This is a genomic window from Sphingobacterium multivorum, assembly GCF_900457465.1.
GTDB lineage: Bacteria > Bacteroidota > Bacteroidia > Sphingobacteriales > Sphingobacteriaceae > Sphingobacterium > Sphingobacterium multivorum.
In genome coordinates this window covers 1,644,590-1,669,284 of sequence record NZ_UAUU01000011.1, presented here as the reverse complement: position 1 = coordinate 1,669,284, position 24,695 = coordinate 1,644,590, and the positions used below count along the sequence as shown (strand labels likewise).

At 39.4% G+C, this 24,695-nt stretch carries 24 protein-coding genes and 2 pseudogenes; 3 read left to right on the top strand and 23 right to left on the bottom strand.

Annotated elements, in window-relative coordinates; genetic code table 11:
* The first annotated feature begins 151 nt into the window (after positions 1-151).
* Together DTA23_RS24620 and DTA23_RS24615 are read left to right on the top strand one after the other, a co-directional pair.
* Positions 152-589, top strand: a complete 438-nt coding sequence (locus DTA23_RS24620; RefSeq protein ID WP_078764774.1) for a DUF1896 domain-containing protein — start codon at positions 152-154, stop codon at positions 587-589.
* Complete coding sequence (locus DTA23_RS24615; RefSeq protein WP_112376287.1) at positions 576-6,002, top strand: helicase-like domain-containing protein; 5,427 nt, start codon at positions 576-578, stop codon at positions 6,000-6,002. The genes DTA23_RS24620 and DTA23_RS24615 overlap by 14 nt, the downstream gene beginning before the upstream one ends.
* Before the next feature lie 2 nt (positions 6,003-6,004).
* On the opposite strand, the gene DTA23_RS24610 is transcribed toward DTA23_RS24615, so the two are convergent.
* From DTA23_RS24610 to mobA, 16 genes and pseudogenes are all read right to left on the bottom strand, one after another.
* Entirely contained in the window at positions 6,005-6,832 is an 828-nt protein-coding gene (locus DTA23_RS24610) for an RteC domain-containing protein (protein ID WP_440591194.1), read from the bottom strand.
* 8 nt (positions 6,833-6,840) lie between these two features.
* Positions 6,841-7,671 (bottom strand): universal stress protein, encoded by an 831-nt coding sequence (locus DTA23_RS24605; RefSeq protein ID WP_002978197.1) that lies wholly within the window; start codon positions 7,669-7,671, stop codon positions 6,841-6,843.
* Between the two features lie 10 nt (positions 7,672-7,681).
* Positions 7,682-8,542 carry a universal stress protein gene (locus DTA23_RS24600; RefSeq protein WP_002978199.1) on the bottom strand — a complete coding sequence of 287 codons (861 nt, stop codon included), beginning with the start codon at positions 8,540-8,542 and terminating at the stop codon, positions 7,682-7,684.
* A gap of 55 nt (positions 8,543-8,597) precedes the next feature.
* Positions 8,598-10,142 (bottom strand): efflux MFS transporter permease, encoded by a 1,545-nt coding sequence (locus DTA23_RS24595; protein WP_047094732.1) that lies wholly within the window; start codon positions 10,140-10,142, stop codon positions 8,598-8,600.
* A gap of 7 nt (positions 10,143-10,149) precedes the next feature.
* On the bottom strand, positions 10,150-11,310 hold the full coding sequence (locus tag DTA23_RS24590; protein WP_112376286.1) for an HlyD family secretion protein: 1,161 nt from the start codon (positions 11,308-11,310) through the stop codon (positions 10,150-10,152).
* 27 nt (positions 11,311-11,337) lie between these two features.
* Positions 11,338-12,648: a TolC family protein gene (locus tag DTA23_RS24585; protein WP_002978205.1), complete on the bottom strand. Its 1,311-nt coding sequence runs from the start codon at positions 12,646-12,648 to the stop codon at positions 11,338-11,340.
* A 195-nt stretch (positions 12,649-12,843) separates the two neighbouring features.
* The gene (locus DTA23_RS24580) at positions 12,844-13,488 is read right to left on the bottom strand and encodes an HdeD family acid-resistance protein (RefSeq protein ID WP_047094731.1); all 645 of its coding nucleotides are present in this window, start codon (positions 13,486-13,488) and stop codon (positions 12,844-12,846) included.
* Between the two features lie 149 nt (positions 13,489-13,637).
* Positions 13,638-14,483 carry a helix-turn-helix domain-containing protein gene (locus tag DTA23_RS24575; protein ID WP_002978209.1) on the bottom strand — a complete coding sequence of 282 codons (846 nt, stop codon included), beginning with the start codon at positions 14,481-14,483 and terminating at the stop codon, positions 13,638-13,640.
* 234 nt (positions 14,484-14,717) lie between these two features.
* Positions 14,718-15,746 (bottom strand): TraM recognition domain-containing protein, encoded by a 1,029-nt coding sequence (locus DTA23_RS30995; RefSeq protein WP_440591193.1) that lies wholly within the window; start codon positions 15,744-15,746, stop codon positions 14,718-14,720.
* Between the two features lie 285 nt (positions 15,747-16,031).
* Positions 16,032-16,669 (bottom strand): annotated as a pseudogene (locus DTA23_RS30990) (YWFCY domain-containing protein).
* A 245-nt stretch (positions 16,670-16,914) separates the two neighbouring features.
* The gene (locus DTA23_RS30110; protein ID WP_078764772.1) at positions 16,915-17,121 is read right to left on the bottom strand and encodes a GDCCVxC domain-containing (seleno)protein; all 207 of its coding nucleotides are present in this window, start codon (positions 17,119-17,121) and stop codon (positions 16,915-16,917) included.
* Between the two features lie 6 nt (positions 17,122-17,127).
* Positions 17,128-17,685 carry a mercuric transport protein MerTP gene (gene merTP / locus DTA23_RS24560; protein ID WP_256604657.1) on the bottom strand — a complete coding sequence of 186 codons (558 nt, stop codon included), beginning with the start codon at positions 17,683-17,685 and terminating at the stop codon, positions 17,128-17,130.
* 31 nt (positions 17,686-17,716) lie between these two features.
* Positions 17,717-18,208 (bottom strand): ArsR/SmtB family transcription factor, encoded by a 492-nt coding sequence (locus tag DTA23_RS24555; protein ID WP_256604656.1) that lies wholly within the window; start codon positions 18,206-18,208, stop codon positions 17,717-17,719.
* Between the two features lie 11 nt (positions 18,209-18,219).
* Positions 18,220-18,585, bottom strand: coding sequence for a hypothetical protein (locus DTA23_RS30985; RefSeq protein ID WP_440591192.1), 366 nt, complete (start codon positions 18,583-18,585; stop codon positions 18,220-18,222).
* Between the two features lie 49 nt (positions 18,586-18,634).
* A complete protein-coding gene (mobB, locus tag DTA23_RS24550; RefSeq protein ID WP_440591191.1) occupies positions 18,635-19,498 on the bottom strand; it encodes a conjugal transfer protein MobB in 864 nt (287 codons plus the stop codon).
* A gap of 8 nt (positions 19,499-19,506) precedes the next feature.
* Positions 19,507-19,938: a conjugal transfer protein MobA gene (mobA, locus tag DTA23_RS24545; protein WP_059333813.1), complete on the bottom strand. Its 432-nt coding sequence runs from the start codon at positions 19,936-19,938 to the stop codon at positions 19,507-19,509.
* Positions 19,939-20,637: 699 nt separating this feature from the next.
* Here mobA and DTA23_RS24540 point away from each other — a divergent pair.
* Complete coding sequence (locus tag DTA23_RS24540; protein WP_239468851.1) at positions 20,638-21,165, top strand: ParA family protein; 528 nt, start codon at positions 20,638-20,640, stop codon at positions 21,163-21,165.
* Here the strand turns inward: DTA23_RS24540 and DTA23_RS28185 are convergent.
* From DTA23_RS28185 to DTA23_RS24510, 7 genes and pseudogenes are all read right to left on the bottom strand, one after another.
* Positions 21,120-21,467 (bottom strand): hypothetical protein, encoded by a 348-nt coding sequence (locus tag DTA23_RS28185; RefSeq protein WP_218565464.1) that lies wholly within the window; start codon positions 21,465-21,467, stop codon positions 21,120-21,122. The two genes, DTA23_RS24540 and DTA23_RS28185, sit on opposite strands and share 46 nt — an antisense overlap.
* Positions 21,468-21,471: 4 nt before the next feature.
* Entirely contained in the window at positions 21,472-21,768 is a 297-nt protein-coding gene (locus tag DTA23_RS28180) for a hypothetical protein (RefSeq protein ID WP_218565463.1), read from the bottom strand.
* A 17-nt stretch (positions 21,769-21,785) separates the two neighbouring features.
* Complete coding sequence (locus DTA23_RS24530) at positions 21,786-22,004, bottom strand: PRTRC system protein C (RefSeq protein ID WP_112376284.1); 219 nt, start codon at positions 22,002-22,004, stop codon at positions 21,786-21,788.
* Between the two features lie 17 nt (positions 22,005-22,021).
* The gene (locus DTA23_RS24525; protein WP_112376283.1) at positions 22,022-22,627 is read right to left on the bottom strand and encodes a PRTRC system protein E; all 606 of its coding nucleotides are present in this window, start codon (positions 22,625-22,627) and stop codon (positions 22,022-22,024) included.
* Positions 22,624-22,833, bottom strand: a complete 210-nt coding sequence (locus DTA23_RS24520; protein ID WP_112376282.1) for a hypothetical protein — start codon at positions 22,831-22,833, stop codon at positions 22,624-22,626. Before DTA23_RS24520 ends, DTA23_RS24525 begins: the two co-directional genes overlap by 4 nt.
* A gap of 45 nt (positions 22,834-22,878) precedes the next feature.
* A pseudogene (locus DTA23_RS24515) lies at positions 22,879-23,953 on the bottom strand (DUF932 domain-containing protein).
* A 45-nt stretch (positions 23,954-23,998) separates the two neighbouring features.
* Positions 23,999-24,391, bottom strand: a complete 393-nt coding sequence (locus DTA23_RS24510; RefSeq protein WP_112376281.1) for a single-stranded DNA-binding protein — start codon at positions 24,389-24,391, stop codon at positions 23,999-24,001.
* Between the last annotated feature and the right edge of the window lie 304 nt (positions 24,392-24,695).

The window sequence follows — 24,695 nt, the reverse complement described above, 5'->3', positions numbered from 1 at the left end:
TGATAGCTCAAAAATACAAATTAAATCCCCGGTTATTAATTTCCTTACGACAAATCCCGCCTCTCAAAGCCAAACCCTGCCACATTTTTAAAGGCTCTTATCTACTGCTATAATTTTGAGTTTCAAGTAAAATTCAAAACAAAATTATAGTATGAATACACAACAAAAAGACCTATCGTATTTCAGATTACGACTGCAAGAATTATTAAACACCAGCTTCCCCGAAAAAGCAAACGACCAAAAATTTATTGAGCAACGTTCCTCGTGGGCTACCAACGCTTACGAAGGTGCTTTTCAATCAGGAAATAGCATTGAAAAATGTAATGAAATAGCCAACTATATTCTGTTTGAGGGCTTGCACTTCTCCAAATTTGACACTGTGTTTCAAGTGGTATGCAATGAGTTTGATACCATAATGGCAGATGAGGAACTGCGACCGTTCGCCCTGAAAATGTTCCCGGTTTGTGAGCCTGTTTTCTCCGGCTATGAACTAACCGATGATTTCGCATACGGTTATGAGTTTGACCTGCTCTATACCGAAATAACCGGAACCATCGCAATATGGATAGAGGAAAATGGGCTTCAGTAAAAAGCAACATCTCCAACAGAACATTGATGCCCTGCGAATTGCTTTTAAACTGGAAAAGGAGAAACGGCAAGCCACCGTAGGCGAAAGACTGCTAATGATGCAATACAGCGGATTTGGCGGTCTTAAATTCGTATTGAACCCCATAGCGAACGAAATAGACATCAACAATTGGAGAAAGACTGAACACGACCTTTTCCCGATTACGCAGGAGCTCCACCAGCTACTCAAAGAAAATTCCGAAGACGAAAAGCAATACCGCAGGTATGTGGATAGTATGAAAAGCTCTGTTCTGACGGCTTTTTATACACCGCCACAGGTCATAGATGCGATTTCTGCAACTTTGCGTGAAAGCGGTCTGAACATTGATAAATTCCTCGAACCCTCCGCTGGTATCGGGTCTTTCATACAATCCTTTTCAGAAAATCAAAAAGCCAGTGTTACTGCTTATGAAAAGGATTTGCTCACAGGCAAGATTTTAAAACAGCTGTATCCCGAAAGCACTATCCGCATAAGCGGTTTTGAGGAAATCTCCGAAAAGGAACAAAACAGCTTTGATGTAATCGCCAGTAATATTCCATTTGGCGATACTTCCGTTTTCGACCTTTCCTATTCCCGAAGCAAGGACAGTGCAAAAGTACAGGCATCCCGAAGCATACACAATTACTTTTTCCTGAAAGGTGCTGATATGCTCCGTGAGGGCGGTTTGCTGGCTTACATTACTTCACAGGGCATTCTGAACAGCCCGAAGAACGAACCGTTACGCAGGGCGTTGATGCAGGGTAATAATTTGGTTTCGGTTGTCCGCTTACCCAACAACTTGTTTACGGAATATGCAGGAACGGAAGTCGGCAGCGACCTTATTATCCTGCAAAAGAATACGGCAAAACAAAACTTGACCGAAGCCGAAGAACTGTTTTGCCGAAGCAGCCAAACAAAATACAATACACCGGGCAATGCACTCTTTCAGGACAGCACAAGAATTGTGCATACCGACCGTAAATTAGATACCGACCCTTACGGGCAACCTGCCCTAATCTATACGCATAAAGGCGGCGTTGAAGGGATTTCCAAAGACCTCAAACAAATGCTTTCCGAAGATTTTGGCAGGCACCTGAATTTGAATTTATACAAAGGCGAACGAAACGATGAGCCATTAATACAAATTCCGATTGAACCAACGGTTACACCTCCGGTTATCGAACCTGTAACCATTCAACCGGAAATACAATCTTTATCTGTTTCTATAATCAATCGGGAAAGTCCGCAGGAATTAAAGCAACTAAGCATTTTCGACTTGTTTGAAAATGTGGACGAGCCTGTAATGGTTGCTGCTCCACCCAAAAAAACGACACAAGTTAAAAGGCAAAGCACCAACAAAAGAAGAGGTGCAATAGGTCGCCAACCTGACCTGTTCAGCAGTGTGATGCGGGAACCTTATACGCCCCCTGTTACTAATAGAGCTACCAATGGAAATACATCTACTAATGGTAAAAAACAGGAAGCTATCGGCGACCTGTTTTCACAAATAAACGGGAATGGCCAAGCTGATAAGCCAGCCGTTCCCAATACCATTCCCGAACCTGCTCCTTATAGTGGCGAACTGCAATCGTACCACCGTAACGATTGTCTTGTTGTGGATAATGGTTGGGTCGGTCATCTGCAAGATGTAGATACATCAGACGGTACGGCAGTTTTCCACCCTTTGCAGTTACCGACCTTACAGAAAGCAAGAGCCGAAGCGTACATTGCTGTACGTGATGTTTACCAAGACCTTTATAATAAAGAGGCAAAGTTTCAGACCGAATACAAGGAAGAAAGGGAAACGCTTAACCGCCTTTACGATGCCTTTGTCAAAAGGCACGGAAACCTCAACAGTGCCGATAATATCAAGCTCATCAAAACGGATAGTTCCGGAAAGGAAATACCTTATCTGGAACGTGTGGTTGGTGGCGTGGTACACAAGGCCGATATATTCAGTCGCCCTGTAAGTTTTTCTACCTTAACCATAACAACGGACAATCCCGAAGAAGCATTAGCGGCCTCGCTCAATAAGTACGGAAACGTGGATTTGGATTATATGTCCGAAATCAGCGGTATGACTGATGACGCTTTGAAAGAAGCCTTACACGGTCGTATTTATTACAATCCTTTACAAAAGAAATACGAGATATCCGAACGCTGGATTGCAGGTAACGTTGTGGAAAAAGCCCAGGAAGTCAAAGCGTATCTCGAAAGTAATCCCGATGATGCACAGGCTAAAGCAAGCCTTACCGTTTTGGAAGAAGCCCGACCAAGACGAATTGAGTTTGAAGAATTGGATTTTAACCTCGGCGAGCGTTGGATACCCACTGGTATTTATGGCCGGTTTGCTTCACATCTTTTTGATACGGAGGTGAACATTCATTACTCGGAGAGTTCTGATGATTTTTCTGTAAGCTGTAAACAAAAGAATGTTCATATATGGGATAAATACGCCGTAAAAGCTGAAAGCCGGACGTTTGACGGGATTGCTCTGCTCAAACACGCCCTTGTCAATACTACGCCTGATATTACTAAAAAAGTGATGGTTGGCGATCAAGAAGTCAAGGTACGGGATATGGAAGCCATACAAATGGCGAATACCAAGATTGATGAAATCCGAACCGCTTTTACAGACTGGCTTCATGCCCAAAATGATGAATTTAAAACAAGGCTTACCGACAAATACAACGACACGTTTAACTGCTTTGTCCGTCCGAATTACGACGGAACTCACCAGAACTTTCCTGGGTTAGACCGCAAAGCACTCGGAATTGAAGATTTGTATTCCAGCCAAAAGGACACGGTTTGGATGATAAAGCTGAACAACGGTGCAATCTGCGACCACGAAGTAGGTGCAGGAAAGACGCTCGTAATGTGTACGGCAGCACAGGAAATGAAGCGTTTAGGGTTGGCTCATAAACCTATGATTATCGGGCTAAAAAGCAATGTCCACGAAATTGCCGAAGCTTACCGCACCGCTTATCCACACGCAAAAATATTGTTTCCGGGCAAAGAAGATTTTACACCCCAAAAACGCCAACGTATTTTTGGCGACATTAAAAACAACGATTGGGATTGTGTTATTCTCACACACGACCAATTTGGAATGATACCGCAATCTCCCGAAATTCAGAAGGAAATCTTAGAAATTGAATTGGACAGCGTAGAGCGTAACCTTGATGCCCTGCAATCGCAAGGCAAGGAAGTGACCAGAGGAATGCTTGCCGGTGTAATCAAGCGAAAAGAAAACCTCGAAGTCAAACTCAAAACCCTGCAACACGATATTGAAAATCGTAAAGATGATGTGGTAGATTTTAAGATGATGGGTATAGACCATTTATTTGTGGATGAAAGTCATCAATTCAAAAACCTGATGTTCAATACAAGGCATTCAAGAGTAGCAGGATTGGGTAATGTGGACGGAAGCCAAAAGGCAATCAACCTACTATTTGCTATTCGTACCATTCAGGAACGTATCAATGCGGATATGGGAGCAACCTTTCTTTCGGGAACGACCATCAGTAATTCGTTAACCGAACTGTACCTATTATTCAAATACCTCAGACCAAGAGCAATGGAAAAACAGGGCATTCATTCTTTTGATGCCTGGGCTGCTATTTACGCAAGGAAAACAACCGATTATGAATTTTCGGTTGCCAATAATATTGTTGCAAAAGAACGTTTCCGCTATTTTATCAAAGTGCCGGAGTTGGCGCAATTCTATTCAGAAATAACGGATTACCGAACGGCTAAGGATATAGGCATTGACCGCCCTAACAAGAATGAGGTATTATATAACATACCACCTACACCCGATCAGGAAGTGTTTATTCAAAAACTAATGGAATTTGCCAAATCGGGAAATGCTTCTTTATTAGGAAGAGCTCCTTTATCTCCATCTGAAGAAAAGGCAAAAATGCTCATCGCTACTGATTATGCCCGTAAGATGTCTTTGGATATGCGGATGGTAAGCGGTGCGTATGATGACCACCCCGACAATAAGGCTTCGCATTGTGCGGACAACATTGCTAAATATTACAACCAATATAATGCACAAAAAGGAACGCAGTTTGTTTTCTCCGATTTGGGAACCTACAAGCCAGGCGAATGGAATGTGTATTCCGAAATCAAACGCAAGCTTGTGGAAGACCACGGTATCCCTGCGAACGAAGTACGTTTTATTCAGGAAGCAAAAAATGACAAGCAACGCAAAGAGCTTATCAAAGGAATGAATGAAGGTAAAATCCGCATACTTTTCGGTTCTACAAGTATGTTGGGCACAGGAGTTAACGCACAAAAAAGAGCCGTTGCTGTTCACCATTTGGATACACCGTGGCGACCAAGTGACCTTGCCCAAAGGGACGGCAGAGCTGTTCGCAAAGGCAATGAAATTGCCAAGTTCTTCGCAGGTAATAAAGTAGATGTGATTATCTATGCCGTAGAAAAATCATTGGACAGCTATAAGTTTAACCTACTATACAATAAACAACTATTCATAGACCAATTGAAAAACAACAATCTCGGCAAACGAACCATTGACGAGGGCAGTATGGACGAAAAATCGGGAATGAATTTTTCGGAATATGTGGCTATCCTATCAGGAAATACCGACCTGTTGGATAAAGCTAAATTAGAAAAACAGATTGCGGGGTTAGAAAGCGAAAAACAGGCGTTCAACCGTTCAAAGTATAGTGCGAAGTACAAATTGGAAGACTATACGGCTGAACTTGATAAAGCCCAATCCCGCTTTGACCGTATGAGCCTTGATTGGAATAATCTACAAGGGCGTATTCAAAAACGTTCGGATGGTACAATTGCAAATCCTGTACAGTTGGACGGTTTACCGCCCAATGCGGATATAAAACAAATCGGTGCAAAGCTTAACCAGCTTGCGGACAAAGCCCGCACCGGAGGTCAGTATGAAGAAATAGGAAGCCTGTACGGATTTACCTTGTATGTCAAAACCGAAATGTCCGAAAAGGAGGGCGTGGATATACGGGTAAACCGCTTTTTAGTGCAGGGAGAGGGCAATATCAAATATACCTACAACAACGGTTTAATTGCTAAAGATGAGAAGCTGGCGGCTATGAACTTTCTTAATGCACTGGAGAAATTGCCGGGCTATATCGAGCAGGAGCAAAAGAAAATTGCGGAAATACAGAAGGATTTACCTGTTCTTCAGAACGTGGTAAACGGTATGTGGTCTAAAGAGAGCCGATTGAGCGAACTCAAAACGGAACTGGCTGCCGTTGAACGGAAGATACAGTTGTCTATCACTCCGGAACCTAAAGAAGAACCTGTGGAACAAATCGAAAAACAGAAAGAAACTCCAAACATTTCGGAGAATATTGTACGGACGAAAGGTACTTATTTGCCAAGAGGGGTATTATAGTATTACTTCTCGTTTTGCTCGTCCATTTTCTTTATCAGAGCTTCACACAGGCTGTCGAGGAATTTGGTACGGTTTATTTTTCGGGCTTTCAATTCCATAAATGTATGATAGAAATCGCCCAAATCAATATTAAAGGCAGTTTCAAATGTTTTGGCAATCAATTTTATATCGGTATTTCCGTTGTTGAATACGCCTTGTGCGTAGAGTGCATAAATCAACTCGGTCAATGCCGTTTTACTTCCTGTCCAATGGAGTGAAGAACTATCAGATACCTTTTTATGATTGCTATTTAGCTGGTCTTCAAGATAAACTTGTATCAGGTCATTGGCAATTATTTTGGCGACCTTATAATCGTGAGAAGTGCAAAAACGGTGGTCTGCCTCAAAATAAAACGTATCCAACCACATCCTTATATCGTGTTTTCCACGAATAAAGAAATTTTCATCAAGAAAAGAATTGCCACTACGGTAATACTTGTAAAAGTCAATATTGTTGTCAAAGAATTTTTTGAGTTTTTTCAATTCTTTGTTAAGAAATTTCTTTATCCGCTTTGCACCATAAGGCTTTTTGCTTTCTATTTTATAGATAGCATTGTAATAAATCAGCTTTGAAACAATGACAGGTTTCTGATGTTTGAAAAAATGGATTTCCTCATCAGTATTTTTAAACCCTCGTTTTAAAACATACTCCTTTAATTTGGACAGGGTTTGGATAATAAGTTGAATTATGGCTTCAACTCGTTGTATCGAGCAATTATCTGCTTCAATCTCCAATTCGTTGATAGCCGTTTCCAGTTTATGTAGTGTTTCATTATAAAATTTATCCAGCATAATACCATTTAAAAATCAATTCTTTGATTAGTAGAAATATAAACATAAACTGCTTTGGGACTTAGCACAGTAAGGGCTTCCACCTGTGTTCTTAGCAAGGTCTGGATTTCATTAGCAGAACTGTTTATCATAGTGAGCACCTGAATATTATATTTCTCAATTATCTTCTTTAGCCCGTTCATTATATTTTTGGATAAGAGTATATCCAAACTTAGGTTGGTCTGATTAATCTTATTCAGCCAAGCATCTTTTTTAGCTACCGCCTCGTTAAACGATTTTTGGGAGTCTGCTATATGTATACAATGCACTAACCTGCCTTTTTTGTTGAAATCAACGGCGAGCTTTTTCAATAATTCACATTCTTCACTATGTAGTCGTACATCGAAAGCGATATTGTTTTCTATACTGAAAGTAGCTTTTTCCGGAACGATGATAATCGGCACATTGACTTTATAATTCTTCTCTGATATTTCCTGCCTAATTTGTGAATTGGATTTTATTCCGTTGGTGTCATATCCGATTATCAGGAAATCTATCGCGTTGTTCTGTAAATAGTTAATGATTGCGTCCGTGAAACTTTCCTTTGTCAGTCCGAAAGAAAGGTTTACTTCCGAAGTATTCTTATAGCTTTTTATCTGTTGATAGAACAGTTCTATTTCACGTTCTTTCAGCCCTTTTCTGAATTGATTGTTTTGTTCCGGTTCAGCCGTATCTTCCAACACGGTTAGTATATGAACATCTGCATTGAACTGTTCTGCAAATGCTATTGCATATAAGAAAGTATTGTCTGATGTTGAATAAAAATCAACAGGCAAAAGAATTTTTGGTTTTATTTCCATAACAAATGTTTTATTTATCTTCTACATTATATATCAGCATTGCCGTTTCAGAAAGACGTAGCAGCCTTTTACTATGGTTTATATTGAACAATCTTTTCATAAAGGGTAATTGTCTATGTATGATGCTTAGGATATTGATATAGTTATCTTCTACATACTTTGTCAAGCCGTCTTCTATATCCGTATCAATAACAATATCCACCTGAACATCAAGACCCTCAAAATTTGTAAGCCAATGTGCTTTCTTTTGTTGTGCAGCCATAGCTTTTTCTTCTGTATCGACTATGTGTACACATTTTAAAGGTGTCTCTGACGGGGAGAGTTTTGTGGCAATCCGCCTGATAATGACACATTCATTTTCAACGAGCATTACCGCAACGGCAAACGCCCCCGTAGAGGTAAAAACGGCTTTTGCAGGCACTGCCAATATCGGTATATCAAAACCACTGTCAATCAGCCTTACTGCGTGCGAGCCGAACAGTTTTTTGTCTATAGTGTTATTCCCCGACGTACCCATTACAATCAGGTCAATTGATTTTTCTACGATATGGCTCTCAATTACATCTTGGAAATAGCCATTTTCAAAATGGAACTCTACGGGAACGTGAAGCTTATTGTTGTTATGAGCCAACTGCTCCAATTTTTTTGCTTCTGTCTTAAATTCGTTCCACTCATCATTTTCCAGCGAATCGTTGAACATCTGTGCCAAAGGGTGTACCCGATAGCGTTCCTCGTCCGTCTTCGGTTCAATAATAGGTGTAATATGCAGTATGTGCAATTCCGAGTTAAAATTATCTGCAAGCGATAGGGCATATAAAAATGCGTTCTTTGCTACTTCTGAAAAATCTGTCAGAAAAAGTATTTTTTTCATCTGTTTATTTTTATTGTTTTTAATGGTCAGATGGAATTTCGCATAATAATTTGTATTAAGATAAACGATAACCTTTGATTGAATTTCCCCGTATCGCTTTGCGGAACAGCACCACCCGTTTGTAGTGGAAACTTCCGTAAGAATGTGTAGCAATAAATATCAGTATAGGGACAATCAGCCAGGTTAATGTTCCCAATACGATTTTCCCGGAAGCCATTAACGCATTGAGGCTGATGTTTTGGTATATTGCCATTCCGTTCGGAATTTCCCCGGCATCGAGATACATCGAAATGTCGTTCAGACTTTGCCACTGTGACTGATAAGTTGCCCATCCGATAATTGCACTGCCTAATGAGGTAGCCAGAAAAGACCTTACCACAATTAATATAACCATTATTCCCATCATTTCATTCATTTGCAGGTTGAGGGTAGCGTAAAACCATAACCCAATGAACAGGATGCCCATTCCCAATCCTTTCAGTACCGTCGCATATTCGAGGTAGCGGATGTCCATCTGCGGTTGTATAATCAGGTAAAGACTTAATGTATGCAGAGCAAAACACACAAATCCAAAAGCGATATAATACTTGATGTACCATTTATTTTTAAAACCGAAAAATGCCAATATTCCCGCAATGACGATACCGGGTATCATCCAAAGATTGATATGTGCGTTAATCAGGTTATTATACCCTAATACACCAACTGTATATTGTGTATATACCGATGTGCTTGCCAGATATAGCCCGAGAAAGAACAATAATATGGTAGCGTGGATAACATTTTTCTTTTTAAATGCTCCGAAATCAATCATCTTTCGTTTGAGCGATTTCTGCCTGTATATCAATGCTACAAAAAGAACCACTCCGAAAATCAATGAACCCGTAATGTAAGGCGAAATAAACCACCCCTGTTGTTTCATAAACACAAAAAAGTAATTAAGCGACATAAAGGAGGTTGCTATCAAAACAAGTGACAGCCAGTCTATCTGATACAGTGGCATTTTGAAACCAAATCGTTGGTTATGTTGAAAAATAAGCGATACTGCCGCAATTACAAGCATCGTAGCGGACATAAACATATAAGGTGTCTGCCAGCTACCATTGAACACCATTGTAGAAAAATAATAAGCCGAAAGCTGCCCAAATCCAATGGACAAGGGGTAGAATACAGCATAGAATTTTCCACGGTCTCCTGTCGGAGCAATGATGAACATAATGGGTAATACCATTTCTATCAGCGGAAACATCTTGAAAAAACCTATGAGAAAACTGCAACTTATCAGAACAACAGGACTATCTGTAGTACCGCACATATATGATAATATAGCAAGGATAATAGCCGACACTGAAATGATTTCTTTGGTACGGAAACGCATCTTGACACGCATCAGTATCATTATGGCGCAGCCCATACCAATTGTACCTGCGTTATTGGCAAGCGAGATATATTCCGTATAGGTAGCCATTGCTCCCGTAATATCCGTAATGACACTTGTATATACTCCGGAAACGGTCATCATCGAGAATAATATCGTCAAAATCAGCAACAGCATCAAAGGTTTGGGAACCCAGCTTGCAAATGGACCTTTATTGTACATCTTCCTGTTATTTTAAGTTCACTTCTACATTCATTCCTGCACGAAGCAATTTCAAGTCTTCGGGTTTATTCTTATCTGTAAATTCAATACGTACCGGAATACGCTGTTGCACTTTCACAAAATTTCCTGTTGAGTTATCCACCGGAACAGCGGCATATCTCGCACCTGTTGCACCTGATACAGCGGTTATTTTTCCCTCAAATTCTTTACCGCCCAGTGCATCTACCTGTATTTTTGCCAAACCGCCTATCTGTACGTTGCCCATTTGTTTTTCACGGTAATTAGCCGTTACCCAAATGTTATTGATGTCCACGATAGTTCCAACCTGTTGGCTTGGGTTTAACAACTGCCCTACATTGACTGTTCTTCTTCCCATAATGCCATCGTGGGGAGCTGTGATAACGGTATAAGAAAGGTTCAGTTTTGCCATATCCAAAGCACTCTGCGTTCGTTTGATGTCAGCATCGTTCATTCCCAATCGCGATTGTACTTCGTTTACTGATAATTCGCTCGTAGTTTTAGAATTAATCACGGAATGATATTGCGAAATCTGGGCTTCCAACTGGGCTTTTTGTGCCTCGAAATCAGTCTTTATCTGGTCAAATTGCTGACGGGTTACTGCTTCGTCTGCCAAGAGGTTTTTGTAACGATTAAAATTCTGTTCCGCATTCCACAGTCTTGCTTTCGTAGCTTCTATATTCGCTTTTGCTGCCTGCACATTTGCTCCAACGGTATTTACATTGTTGGTCGCTGTTTTTACCGAACTGGATGTTGCGTTTTTAGAAGCCAAAGCCGACATATAAGCAGCTTCGGCCTGTCCTAATTGAGTTTGTATTTCACGGTCGTCCAATATCAATAATGTATCACCTTTTTTCACATATTGATGTTCCACAAAACGGATTTCAGTGATATAAGCCGAAACCCTTGTATTTATCGGGTTGATGAACGATTCTACCTGTGCGGCATTGGTGTATTTGTCGTTCCCGACATTGAAATAGGATTTTACCACAAAATAAAGTCCGCCCAAAACCAAAATGAGTATCAAAATATTGATGATTTTGGTCTTTTTTTGTTTGGTTTTCTGCTTGTTTACCTTTTGCTTTTCCGCAGATTGTCCAGTCGGTTGCGGTGTGTTTTCCTGATTGTTGTTTTCTATATTTTCTGACATTGTTTTATCTTTAAGTTTATCAATTTATTATAAATTTCCGCTTTCTTTTAATAATTTGTAGTACGCATAAACGATGCTTATTTCCGAATTAGCAAACTGTAACTCTGCGTCTAATTTCTGATTACTTGCATCAATCAAATCTAATAAAATAGCCAACTGGTTGTTGTATTTACTGTTCATAATGCGATAATTTTCATCGGATAGTTCTTTGTTTGTTTCAAGTGTATTGTTCTGAGTAACGGCTTCATTGTATTTAATGTAAGCGGCATTTACAGCAACGTCAATCATCTGTTCAGCTTCGTTTGCCTGTGCAATGGCTTTGTCTTTTTCAAAACGCACCTGTTTGATTTTTTTAGGGGTTTTGTACAGTGCGTCAATATTAAAATTCAGTGAAAGTCCGGCACTCCATCCGTTAGTGTACATATCCAGAGCAGGCGTTGATGTAGTAATCGGACGTGCCAGCTGATTTCCTGCAAATGCAGATAACGAAGGCATCATTTCTGCACGGGTTATCTTTTCGGAGGTTTCATAAATATCAACTGCCTTTTTTGTCATCAATATGGTTGGATGATTTTGTGCGAATGCTCTGTAATCTTCCATCAATAAAGCTTTAGGAACATTGCTAAGTATGGTTTCGTCGGGCACAATCTGTGTATTTTCGGACAATCCCAAAGCGGTGGTAAGCTGTTTATTGAGAATTTGACGGTTATTTTCTACGACCTGTAAAGCAAGTTTAAGATTAGACAATTGCAGTTCGCCGCGGATAACATCATTTCTCGTAACCATTCCCTGATTATAAAACTTATTGATGTTTTGCAAGCGTTGTTCCGCCAATTGGATATTCTGCTGATATACTGATTTTTGGTTCAGTAGTTGATACAAATCCAGATAGTAGCCCAACACCAAAAGTTTGATGCTTTGTTCGTTCGACTGATAATTCAGCTCTGTTAATTCTTCTTTCAAAGATTGGGCTTTGATACCATTTTTTACCATTCCGCCTTTCCATATCAACTGACTGGCATCTATCGAAAAAGTATTGCCGAAATGTGGCATATCTACTCTTGTGGAATTGGAAAAATCCTTATCAATAATGTGGGCATCCCCAAGATAATATCCTTGCAAAGCCGCATTCAAAGTAGGGAGTTGTGCGTTTTTAGCAACTTCTACATCTTGCTTTGCTATGGCAATATCTGTTTTGGAAACTTTCAGATTCGGATGATTTTCTTTGGTCAGCTCAAATAACTCTTTAATGGTTATCGTTCTTTCTTGACCTTGCTGGGCATAGATTGTTTGCGAAAAAACAAAAAGCCCTAACAATAGCATAGTGATTTTTTTCATTTTGAACTTGTCATTAATTACTTAAATATTACTTGGCAAAGTTCTGAATGAAAGGGTCTTCATAAAAGGTTAGTAATTCACAAAAAGAGGTTCAAACGGTATGTTGCTAATGCTTTCCGAAACATACCAATAAAAAAGGCAGCCCACAAAAGACTGCCCTTGCATACCATTTAAGGATAAATGTGCAACTATTTTCTATTTATCCTCGGATTGGATATTTTTATAGTATTCTTCTTTTAGATGTTCAATTTTCTCCTTTAGTTCTTTGTTGATTCTTTCAGGAAATGTTTTCAGTTTTTTCAGTTGAAACGCTAATACAATACTTGCAATACCTGCAAATATGAAAGACAAAGCTGTCATTACCACTAAAGAGATTCCGGCAAAGATTGGATTGACAATCAATAAAAATGAAAGGATGATACCGAGTACGCTTACAATTGCCAGATTTCCCCAACGCAACACGCCATAGTTTTTCAGCTCAAAAGCGAAACCAAGCCCCTGAAATGACCGGAACAATAAGCTGAACCCAATAAAAAATGGCAATGTGGTAGCTGCAACGACTGGTTTGGTTATCAATATGACACCTATCAGCAGTGTGAATATTCCACTTGCCAAATACCAGCCCCAACCGTCTAACTCGTCCTTGTTTTGTACGGAAAAGAAAATTTCCATAATGCCGCTTGCCAAAAACGATATACTGAAAAGCATAACCAATGAAAGATAAGCAGATTCAGGGACTGTAAACAGATAACCGCCCAATACAATAAATAATGCCCCGATGATAGCAGGTACATACCAATGCTTTATGGTGTTTCGGATTGTTTTAAAAAATATTGCCATAGACTGTCTTTTTAAGATGTAAATTTTAATACTGATGCAAAGTTCGGGTTTGCAGGACTTTCAGTAAAGGTTTATAATGCCTAAAAAGAGGTTCAAACAGTATCTGCACAGACTAAATACTACTATTAAAGGAAAGGGTGTGTTCGATGCTAAATGGCATCGACTAATTTATTCGTTTTCTTGAAATTAGAGGGGCTAAGTCCTGTGTGCTTCTTAAAGAATTTGCCAAATGCGTATTGGTCAGAAAAATCAAGCTCGTTGGATATTTCTTTAATAGAGTTGTCGGAATTGAGCAGCAGGATTTTTGCATTGTTCAGCAATGCTTCGGTAATAAATTTGGACGGTGGCTGATTGGTTATTTCCCTGACGGTATTGGAAAGGTATTTGGAAGAAATCAACAATTTGTCGGCATAGAATTTAAGCTCTTTTTCTTTCATGAAATTTATGCTTACCAATTGCAGGAACTTCATCGTGATGCTTTCTTTTCTTGAATTTTCAAGAATGTTTATGTCCTTTCCTTTTCCCTGTAAAAAGTCTCCCACCAAAATATACACCAGCGATGTGAATAAAGACAGCTTTATCTGCTGGCTAAACGTGATTTCTTTTTCTTCCTGATTATAATAAAAAAGCTGTTCACATAAGTTGAGTATATGAGCAAAAGCATTATCTGAAACTTTCTCAATATTATTGTTACTGCTGCGAAGTGCTTGCTGCATTTCATATTTATTGAAAGCAAAAGAAGTTTTATTGTTTAGCTCATCCCTGTCTATTAAAATAAAATATGCTTTCACATCATCTGTAAAGGCATTTACCTTATATACATTATTGGGTATTATCATACCCAAATTTCCTTTTTTGTAGTGATGTATCAACTCATTGGATTTGATGCTGATGCTTCCCTTTTCAATGATAACAATAGTAGTCTTTTGGGGGCTAAAAGAGTCCCCTACTTTCACTTTCCGTAATAATGCACGTTCTGTAAATACACTTATCATCCAATGGTTGTTGTTAAGTTAATCAGATATTGAGCGTTACCGTAAAAATATAAAAAATAAATTTTAAAGGTTTAAGGTAAAATCGAATAATCGCTGAGTATAAAATACAAAAGTAAAAAAAGTATACAAATTTAGCCCCGAAAGGCTTTAATTTAGTATTCACAAAACTATATTCTATGATGATGGCTTATTAATCAAACAACGTATCCCGAATGGTCTTGTTTGATTAATAAACTATCCCTCCTGCACCAAATGCTGTAAGTTCGGGTCGTTCTTGATACGCTCCATTTCATTTTCAACGATATGCAGAATGTGCGATTTTATCTGACGGTAATTGCTTTCAATCTCCTGTTTCATTTTATCCTCGCCCTGCTCATCTACAAAAGATAAAATCTGCGGTATATTTTGATATGCTTTGGTTTCTGCGGAAACTCTTTCATTATCTACCACGATTTCTGCGTGAAATATTTTTTGCTCGATACGTTCATCGAAGTTATCCGATACAGAACCGACAAACATCCCCTGTGTTAAGGTTGAAATTTTGGAAGCCGGAATAAGGCTGTCTAATTGCGTAGAAATAGAAGTTGATTTATCGTTACGGTTAATAGTCATACTTTGGCGTTTCTGCAATACTTTCCCGAAGCGTTCTGACAGGCTCTTTGCGGTTTCTCCAACAACCTGACCGGAGAAAACATTACCTACGGTATTCTGAATAACCTTGCTCTCTTTGTCGCCGTAATCACGTGTTAATTGCGAAAAGTCCTGAAAGCCCAAGCATACAGCCACTTTATTACTTCTCGCCGTTGCGATAAGGTTATCCAGTCCCCTGAAGTAAATCGTAGGCAACTCATCTATGATAACGGAACTCTTTAGCTGTCCCTTTTTATTAATCAGTTTTACAATCCTCGAATTGTATAAACCCAAAGCTGCGGAGTAGATATTTTGGCGGTCGGGATTGTTGCCCACACACAAAATTTTCGGCTCTTTTGGGTTATTGATGTCCAGCGAAAAATCATCGCCTGTCATAACCCAATACAACTGCGGGCTAATCATTCTTGACAATGGAATTTTAGCCGATGCGATTTGTCCCTGTAATTGGTCTTGTGCTCCGCCTTGCCACGCATCCATAAAAGGCGATAAGTAATTTTCCAAATCGGGATAGGAGGTTAAAATCGTGAATACGTCTGAATACTTTTTATTAAGCAATTCAATGGCGTGTGGGAATGTACAATACTTGCCATTCTCGTAAATTTCAGATACCAAATAATAGCAGCCAAAGAATGATTGGGCTTTCCACGAAAAAATCCCCTTGTTTCTGTATCCAGCTTCGATTGAGGTTCAGCATTATGGTATAAGCCGCTTCGTAAGCATCGGATATGTCCGTCATAAAATCGGGATTGAGTGGATTGCACCTATGGCTCTTGCGTGGATCATCAAAGTTGATGACGTAGAATTTTGGCTGAACTTTGTACTTATCCCGATGCTTCAATAAATGATTGTAGGCAATGGTGGAAAGGTCATCAAACTTAAAATCATAGATGTTACATACTAAAGCCTTTTCTCAATTTGCTGCTTGATGTAATTGTTTACGATGGCATACGATTTCCCCGAACCCGGAGTACCCAACACGATTGATGCCCTGAAAGGATTTACAATATTTATCCAACCGTTGTTCCATTTGCCTTTGTAGTAAAATTTGGTAGGCAGGTTAATGGAATATTCGTTTTCCATCAGCTTAGTTTCCTGCTGAAAGCTCTCGTTTTCATTATTGAAAACATCGTCCATCAGATTAGTACGGAGTAATCGGCTCATCCATACACCTGCCATCAACAAAGCAATATAACCTAACGAGATAGTAAGGATATACAGAAATGTTCCTATTACCGGAGTAAGTTTTAATAATGGTGTGTTCAGAAAGAACAGCACAAAACCAACGCCCAAAGCCACGTATATTTTAGACCAGGTTATCTTCTCATTTTTTACGCCTTTCGTTCCCAAACAACTCAAAGCAAGCAAAACCAAAGCGAACGCCTTGTATAAAGGGTATGTGAAAACAAGCCCGCCGTCCGGTCGAAATTGCCTAATATCTTGTTGATTATTTCCAACGTCCAGCCACGTTCTAAAAAGAAACCATAGCAAAACCAATAAAGGTGCATCAGCACCAAAAGAATACTTACTGCCCTCATAAAAGCCATTATTTTGGCTAAACCTCTTAAATCGTCTTCTCCCTGCATTATTTTAATTTTTAATGTTCGGGCGTTAAATTTAAAGGCTCTATATAGTAGCTATAAGGATGTGGCAGTCAATGGCGGTGCGTGGCAGTGTTTGGCGGAGTGATAAGTGTTGTAGCTTCTATGATCCTTTTGTATGGTAACATTTATGAAGCATCCAAATAAAAAATACTTTTAATTGCTCTTTTGTTTTCTGTCCGTTAGCAACATTTTTTGTCTTGCTGAATAGGTGGACAAGGGACACTTCCGTAACTACAATAAACACAACAGTCGCCTTGTTTTGGTTTAAGAACTTGTTTGCATTTTTCACATTCGTAGAAATATTGGCAAGCATCTGTCGGCATTGTTTCTTCTTTCTTGTGTTCGCAGTTGGGGCAGGTTATTGTTGATTGCAATTTGATTTCCATTTCATTTTATTTTTTGTCGGTTACAGAATATCCTGTCGAGTTTATTGCTTTTTCAATTTCAAAAATGTTAGTTTTTGAGTTGTCAAATTCTACGATTGCGTTTTCTTTTTCGTATGAGGCGTTTGAACTTATTATTCCTGTCAATTTATTTACTTCGTGATTTACGTGTTCGCCACAACTTGCACAAGTCATTCCGCTAATCGTAAATTCTACTTTTTGAATATTGGATTTGTCCACCACTATAATTTGCTTTTCCGTCTTTGGGTAGAAAATGCTTGAGTAGTATGGAAAGGCAAGCATTACGATTGCAAATGCTGTTACAATTCCTAAAAACATTTTTGACTGAATGAATTTTGGTTTTTCTTCTGTCTCACAATTGCAATCTATTTGCTTTTTGGGTTTCAACTTTTGATACCAAGCAAAACCAAGAACCAAAATTGTCAACCCAATAAAATACGGTCGAAAAGGTTCAAGCCAAGAAAAAGTGGAAGTAAGACCGCTTGTTCCTGCAATAAGAGCTAATACGGGTGTGATGCAACAAAGAGAAGCTGCAATTGTAGTCAAAAGTCCTGCACCAATTAATTTTTGTCAGTTTTCATATTGTTTCTAATATTTTGTTTTCGTCAAGTATTTTGAAAAATGGTTTCAGCATTTTTTCATACTCTTTAGTCAGTGAGTGAAAAATAGTTTGAGCTTCTCGTTCGGTTTCAATAAGTTTTCTGTCTTTGAGTTTCCGCAAGTGTTGTGAAACTGCTGAAATTGTCATACCAAGTATGTCGCTTATGTCACAAACACAAAGCCGTTTTTCTTCATAAAGCAGAAAGAGGATTTTCAGTCTTACATTGTTTCCCGCTAATTCAAGTCCGTTCGATAAATAGTCAAAAGAACCGTTGAGTTCTGAAACTCGGTCTTTACAGCGGTTTATTTGTTTAATGTCTGCTTGTTGTCGTATGCAAGAATTATTGTCCATAGCACAAAGATAGTCAATTTGTTTATTTAAGCAATTACTTAAATACAACTCAAATTCTTCAGAATTATAAAGTGACAGCTCAATAAATCTTTTTAAAAAACAGATTTTTAATTCCAAAATCTGACCTCTTACAGTCTTCTTTTTTTTTCTTCTTCATTTGTTAGCAAAATCCTGTTCCTCGTAATCATCGCCCTGTGCTTCGGGTAACAAACCGCAAATGCCTCAATCAAACCGTCTTCGTGTTTTTCAGTAGTATTCAGGAAGTCGAACAAATGATGAGGTTCTTCCGCAGGAAGATCTGCATCATTTGATGTGGATGTTTTTGGTGGTTGTACGGCAGGTTCTTTAATCTCCAGTTTGATATTATTGTTCCAATAATCATTAAAGGTATTGGCAGAAAGTTCCTTGTCTAAGCGTGAACCGTTCCAAACCGTTTTAGAATTGTGGTCTATAAAAGTTATTCCGTAAATACGTCCTGTATCATTTCTACGCACCACTACATTAATGCCCTGTTCGCCTAACTGCTTTTTAAAACCCTGCTCATCATTTGTTGATTGCAGGGCAATGGTAAACAGCAGCTTTAATGGTAGGTTTTGTCGGGTGGTCTTTTAAATCCTCTTTGCATTTTGCAAAATGCAGTTCCAAAGCCGGAAGCCCTGCATTTTTACCAAACAACGAAGCCTTGAACGGATGCCCGGCTCTTTCGCCTTTTTCATTTAAAGGAATGTACAATAAACCCTGCCGTAGCTGTCCCTGCAATTCGCCCTCCACTTTTTCGGTGGTAACATTAAACAGGGAAAGCAAGGCATTGTATTCGCCCAAAGTCTGAAATTTATAATAATTCGGCAGGTGACGGACAACCGCAGCAATCTGACTTTTCACATCGCCTGCTTTGTAATCTACCGGACGGAAAACCTTGTCATTCTGATTGTGCTCTTTATCAGTTGCGGGTATCAATCCGTGTTTTCTTTCTAGTTCACGGCAAATATTCATAGACCTCATTTTTTCGAATTTGTCCGAAATCTTTTTGCCCTCTTCGTCCACGCAAACCGATACGATATGAATATGGCTACGGTCAATATCGGTATGTTTAAATACGGCAAAAGGCTGTTCGCCGTAGCCCATTTCCCGCATATATTCTTCTGCCATTTCCCGAAATTTATCATCACTTACCTTGTCATTCGGGTCGGGATTGAGTGAAATATGCAGGGTATGTTTCTCTGTATTGCGGTTGGCAATCAGGTAAGGGGCAAAAGACTGGGCTAATTGTGCAACGGAATAATGACCGCTTGCGGTTTCAATTATCTTGTTGGCGAACAAAATTTGCCCGTTTTCATTCTCTACTTTAAGCTGATTGTATGCCAACGCCCCGTATAAATTTGCGCTTCTCCCGATTTTTGCTATCATTTCTACCGCTATTTTTTCAGGTGTTTGGCTTCAAATTCCTCGCTTATCTGAATGATTTTTTGACAAAGCATCGCCATTTCTGCCGTCTGTTTTTCCAGTTTATACAGGAATGCTGCTGCCTTTTTCTCGGAAAAATTCTTGTACAGCAGCTTTACAATCTGGTTATAGTTTACACCTACGGAACGAAACTGGCTGTGAAACGAAGTCAATCGCATATAAAAATCAACCGTTCCTTTATCAATTTTAACCGATTTCATTTCCTTACTGAACAGCAGGGAAATGATAAACTTTGCTTTATTGGGCATTCCCGATGCTTCATAAAGCGATAAGAGTTTGGCGTTTTCTTCATCTGTAAGACGGAAAACGTGGCGGTGGATGCTTGGGTCGGTCTTAGCTTTCCGTCCACCCTTATTCTGTTTATTGTTACTGTTCTCATTCATCACTAATCCATTTTAAATCCATACAAAACCCTGACTTCGGAAGGTGTTTTCTGCCCCCTGCAAAGGGCAAGTTGTTTTGAGGCACTAACTCGGTTTCGAGTGCCTCAAAACACAACTTGCCGTGTTCCGTTGAACACAAAAATCCGCCCTGCGGGACGGATTAAATGTAACAGGGAAAAACGGCTCGATGCCGTTCCCGTTACCCTCCGATTTGTCAAAAGACTTTTGCATAAATCCGTTAATAAAAATCATTGTACAAAGTAAAGCCCTGTTTACGAAAGCATTGTACTGCATAGCAGTGCCAAACACTGCCTTTGAACGCCAAACACTTCCACAGCTCAATCAGCGGTTAAATCAATCGCTTTATTTGCCGTATAATTTTAGTGCAGGTAGTAAAAAATGTATCTAAACAAAGAAGAAAATCAGGTTTGCAAACAGGTAGTTTGGAATAAAAGTATAAGGTTTTAAAAGCATAAAACAATAAAAGTGTAAAAGCATAAAAGCGGTAAAGCAATTTACCTGTTGCAAGTTTTTCCACTTGCCAAAGAATGTACCTGACAAGGCAAAAATGAAAGCAAATACCTGTGCAGGAAAGCACCCAAAAGGGAATGCAGGAATATATGAACGAGGTAATAATCAGATAAACCAATATTCAATCCTACAAAACAGATAAAGTGTGTAACAATAAATTTTTAAATAATGGAAACAACAAAGAAAACTTTAAAAATCAGCTTCTCCACCCAAAAGGGCGGTGTGGGAAAATCCACGATGACCACCTTGCTGGCAAGTGTGCTTCATTACCGTTTAGGTTTTAATGTACTGGTGATGGACTGCGACTTTCCACAACACAGCCTGACCAATATGCGTGAAAGGGATAAGAGGACCATAATGCAGAACGACTACCATAAAAAAGCGGCAATGAAGCAGTTTCAAGCAATCAACAAAAAAGCGTACCCGATTATTAAATGTAAAGCTGAAACGGCTCTGGAGAAAGCATCGGAATACAGAAGCCAGTCGGCGGTTGTGCCGGATGTGATCTTCTTCGACCTGCCGGGAACAGCCAATACTAAAGGCGTTTTGACCACTTTAAAAAAAATGGATTTTATCTTTTCGCCCATTACTGCCGACCGTTTGGTAGTGGAAAGTACATTGGGCTTTACCAAAGCCTTTCTCGGGCTTCCTCAAACGGAAGAGGGCAATCCCGAACAAGAGATACAATACAAATAGCTGTCTTCCTGCCTGTAATACGGTACATCGGCAATATGATACAGATAACTGCATACCGATATAAGTAGCTGTGCGGTCTTTTTACGCTTCGGGTCTTTGAGCATTTTAAAGAGTGGTGCAATAGGAATATAATACAAGGTTGTATCTACATTATGCCTTTCTTCGCTCACAAAAAAGGTTCTCTTACTATCCTGTACCAATTTGAAACTATCCCAATTGATATTGGTGCGTTTAACTTTGGTTTCCATATCCCACATAGACAATACTACATTGTAAGGAAACTCAAAATCTTGGGTTTGCATTGGCTCAATGCCGTAATGCTCGGCAAGTCGGGAAAGGGACTTGTAAAAAATCCCTCTCCGTTTTCTGACAAGACTGTACGGATTGTGCTGTTTTCAGTTTAGGCAGAAACGTACACTTTAAAAGACCATTGGTAGCATTGCTATCGGCACGGATTTCTGCTTGTCTTTTTGCACTTGGCTTGCGTCCTTTGGTCTTTGTAGCCAATTTGCGAACTCGCCCAACTGTCGGTGTAGCTGCTGTTGTCTTTTCTGTTCGGGTATGCTGATAACTCCCGATATGATGTTGCGTTGCATAATTCATCGTTTTAAAATTTTGGTTCAACCTTTCGTACCCATTACGCTCTCAAATTTGTACTCGATTGCATCGTCTTTTATCTGCGGTGCTGATGCTTTTGCAGTCGTCAAAATGGGGTACATATTGGCGTAATAATTCATCACCGCTTCCACACTCCAACGTGGCTCTGGGTCGGTCAGTCTGATGTCCTGTCCTTTATCTTTGAGTATAAAAACTCGTTCTAATTGCGTTGCTAATAACATATTGCTCGTTTTAATTATTAATACTGTTCTTCTTCGTCCGCTTCATCAATAGGATAATCGCCAGTAACTGCTTCCTCTGGCGGTTCGGGTGTTGCTTCTTCCATTGCTCCGAAAAGGCTCGGTGTGACAAACTTGTCGGATAATGATGTTTTGCGTTTTCGTATCTCGTCCGCTTTTTCGGGAAACTCTGTTATATCGGGTACTTTCATCCACGCTTCACGGAACTTGCCCTCTTTTTCGAGTTCGTCAGCCTTTGCCATAGCATCTTTAAACTTCTTGTCTTTGGCTTCCTGTTCTTTCTTCTGCCTGTCGGCTTTTTCTTTTTCTATTGCGGAATGCTTTTTAACTTCTTCCAATTGCTTTAGGAATTTTTCCATATCCACCATTAAGCCCGATACCTTTTGTATAGGTGTGGTTATCTGCTCAAAAAATCCCTCGTCAAATTCTTGGGGCGTGGCGTTAAATGTTAATGGGGGAATACCGTTTTTGGCACTATCTCCGCATTGTTCGTTATTGAGCAATACTGTTACAATTAGGTTGCTTTCTATTCCTTTTGAAATGTTCAGTTGTAAAACTCCTGTAAAGTCCAACTGCTGTATCTGATTGAAAAAATTTGTGTTCATCGTTCTGAAATTTTAATTGTTGAAGATTGCTTTTTGATTACTGTCAGTTTTTCGTACATATCTATCCAATAAGCTTTTTGTCTTTTGTCGAACTCAGAAAAACTTTTGTCTTCGTGGCGGTATTCTTTGTATTGCCTAGCCATTTTAATGGCTTCTTTAAGGTTTGTTATCTCAATGGGGCAACCGTTTAAATCTGTTACTTGCATAGCTTTATGAGGCTACCACCGTTTAAGGCGGTAGCCTGTTGTTAATTAATTAAGGTTTAGGATTTCTGCACCGTCTAAAGCAAAACCATTACACAATTCAAATGCTTTCTGTGATTTGAGTTGAGCAGTACCACCCAATACAATGCTTTGTAATTTGGCTTCGTCATTCTTGTAATTTCTCACGTTCTGATAGTAGCCTGTAACAGCATTATACGCTCCGAACAAAGTGCCTTTTGTTGTGTCCATTTGCTGTGTATCGCTTATCATTGCGTATGCAAATGCATCCTCAACGGTATTTTTGAACACTGTGGAAATTTCATCCATAGCACCTTTTTTTAGCAAATCAAAGGTTTCCTTATTCGGGCAAAGTGCCAATTGGATTAGCTTTTTAACCTCTTGGTCTGTTACCTTTACTTTTGCCCACTCATTAAAAATGCCCTCTAATTGGTTGCTCAATGTATTGGCAAGTCCCATAATCTTATGGGCATTCTCAATACGTTGTTTTGCTCCCGAAGTGTGTTTGATACGAACAACATTGGTCATACTGCGTAACGAAGCGTTTAAGGTGTTTTGGCAAACGATACGGATTGGTGTAAATGCGGCTGTGATACTTCCGCTACCATCGTGCGAAGTGGTAAGGAAAATGTACTTTTCCGTAACATCATCGCCATTGCCTACACGAATATAGTCGGGCAATTTGGCTGTGATAAAAAATGCGTTCTCCGTTGCCTAATGCTCCTGCGGTTTCGTACAGAATGCCCTCATCACCGCCTACAATAGCATCAAAGAAATTAAAGGCTTCACGATTTTGTACGATGTGGTAATCCTTGCCGACTACTCCCAATACTTTATTGTTATCGGTGCGAATGTTAGCGTAATAATTAGGCACTTTTAATTCGCTACTGCCTATCTCTATACCATTGGTGGTTTCGATAATGCCGGAACCTTTGGTAAATAGTGGGGATTTTACGACTTCGTAATCTAATCCTGCGTGTTTGATAGCTTCCTCACTTGTTGGATATTGCTCTACGATTTGCCCCAAACCGTGCCACGCTTTTTGTTGTACGCTAAAAAATGAATAACGTCCTGTTCTCTCGTTGAAATTGATATTATGTGCCATAATGCTTAAAATTTTGATATTAAAAAATGGATTGAATGTTCTTGATTAAAATGGAAGGTCGTCTTCTGTACCTTTTCCTGCTGTACTGTTGTTTCCTGTTTGTGCAGTAGCTTGTACGCTTTCGGTTCTCTTACTACCTCCGTGCAATTTGATTTGTGAGGTATGGAAATTCAGTCCTGCTCTTGGCTCTCCGTCATTACCTGTCCACGCTCTTGTGCTTACTCGTCCCGATAGTTCTACCAAAGTGCCTTTTTTGAGTAGCTTGGCTACATTCGGAGTTATCCAATAAGAGCAGTCGAAATAGGTGGTTTGCTCTATGCGTTCGCCTTGTTTGTTTCGGTAGCTGTCGTTGGTCGCTACTGAAAAATTTACTACTTGTTTGTCCTGTGACGTTGTGCGTACTTCCGCATCCCTTGTCAGTCTTCCTGTGATGTTCATATTCTTTAATTTTTAGTTATTGATTTTGATTTTTTTTAGATTTATTCGGCAATGAGAGGAGGTGCTGTTTCGTTTCATTACCATTTCCAATGTTTTTAATCTTCATATCTGACATTTTTTTTTATTCGTTTAAAGAGCCGGAGTATGCTATGTTTCGTTTCACGAGCATAAAAGGTTCGTGTTTAGCATCACCAAGGTTTTGGAAAAAAATACTACCCAACGGGTGGAGATTATTTTCCAAACTTGCTTGACCTTTGTGATGCGTTAAGAACACGGAAATACCTTTGCTCTTGAAATGGGACAA

Coding starts and splice junctions, on each gene's coding strand:
- DTA23_RS24620 (WP_078764774.1), top strand. CDS start 152: ATGAATACACAACAAAAAGACCTATCGTATTTCAGATTACGACTGCAA.
- DTA23_RS24615 (WP_112376287.1), top strand. CDS start 576: ATGGGCTTCAGTAAAAAGCAACATCTCCAACAGAACATTGATGCCCTG.
- DTA23_RS24610 (WP_440591194.1), bottom strand. CDS start 6,832: ATGCTGGATAAATTTTATAATGAAACACTACATAAACTGGAAACGGCT.
- DTA23_RS24605 (WP_002978197.1), bottom strand. CDS start 7,671: ATGGAAATAAAACCAAAAATTCTTTTGCCTGTTGATTTTTATTCAACA.
- DTA23_RS24600 (WP_002978199.1), bottom strand. CDS start 8,542: ATGAAAAAAATACTTTTTCTGACAGATTTTTCAGAAGTAGCAAAGAAC.
- DTA23_RS24595 (WP_047094732.1), bottom strand. CDS start 10,142: ATGTACAATAAAGGTCCATTTGCAAGCTGGGTTCCCAAACCTTTGATG.
- DTA23_RS24590 (WP_112376286.1), bottom strand. CDS start 11,310: ATGTCAGAAAATATAGAAAACAACAATCAGGAAAACACACCGCAACCG.
- DTA23_RS24585 (WP_002978205.1), bottom strand. CDS start 12,648: ATGAAAAAAATCACTATGCTATTGTTAGGGCTTTTTGTTTTTTCGCAA.
- DTA23_RS24580 (WP_047094731.1), bottom strand. CDS start 13,488: ATGGCAATATTTTTTAAAACAATCCGAAACACCATAAAGCATTGGTAT.
- DTA23_RS24575 (WP_002978209.1), bottom strand. CDS start 14,483: ATGATAAGTGTATTTACAGAACGTGCATTATTACGGAAAGTGAAAGTA.
- DTA23_RS30110 (WP_078764772.1), bottom strand. CDS start 17,121: ATGGAAATCAAATTGCAATCAACAATAACCTGCCCCAACTGCGAACAC.
- mobB (WP_440591191.1), bottom strand. CDS start 19,498: ATGATAGCAAAAATCGGGAGAAGCGCAAATTTATACGGGGCGTTGGCA.
- mobA (WP_059333813.1), bottom strand. CDS start 19,938: ATGAATGAGAACAGTAACAATAAACAGAATAAGGGTGGACGGAAAGCT.
- DTA23_RS24540 (WP_239468851.1), top strand. CDS start 20,638: ATGGAAACAACAAAGAAAACTTTAAAAATCAGCTTCTCCACCCAAAAG.
- DTA23_RS28185 (WP_218565464.1), bottom strand. CDS start 21,467: ATGCAAACCCAAGATTTTGAGTTTCCTTACAATGTAGTATTGTCTATG.
- DTA23_RS28180 (WP_218565463.1), bottom strand. CDS start 21,768: ATGAATTATGCAACGCAACATCATATCGGGAGTTATCAGCATACCCGA.
- DTA23_RS24530 (WP_112376284.1), bottom strand. CDS start 22,004: ATGTTATTAGCAACGCAATTAGAACGAGTTTTTATACTCAAAGATAAA.
- DTA23_RS24525 (WP_112376283.1), bottom strand. CDS start 22,627: ATGAACACAAATTTTTTCAATCAGATACAGCAGTTGGACTTTACAGGA.
- DTA23_RS24520 (WP_112376282.1), bottom strand. CDS start 22,833: ATGCAAGTAACAGATTTAAACGGTTGCCCCATTGAGATAACAAACCTT.
- DTA23_RS24510 (WP_112376281.1), bottom strand. CDS start 24,391: ATGAACATCACAGGAAGACTGACAAGGGATGCGGAAGTACGCACAACG.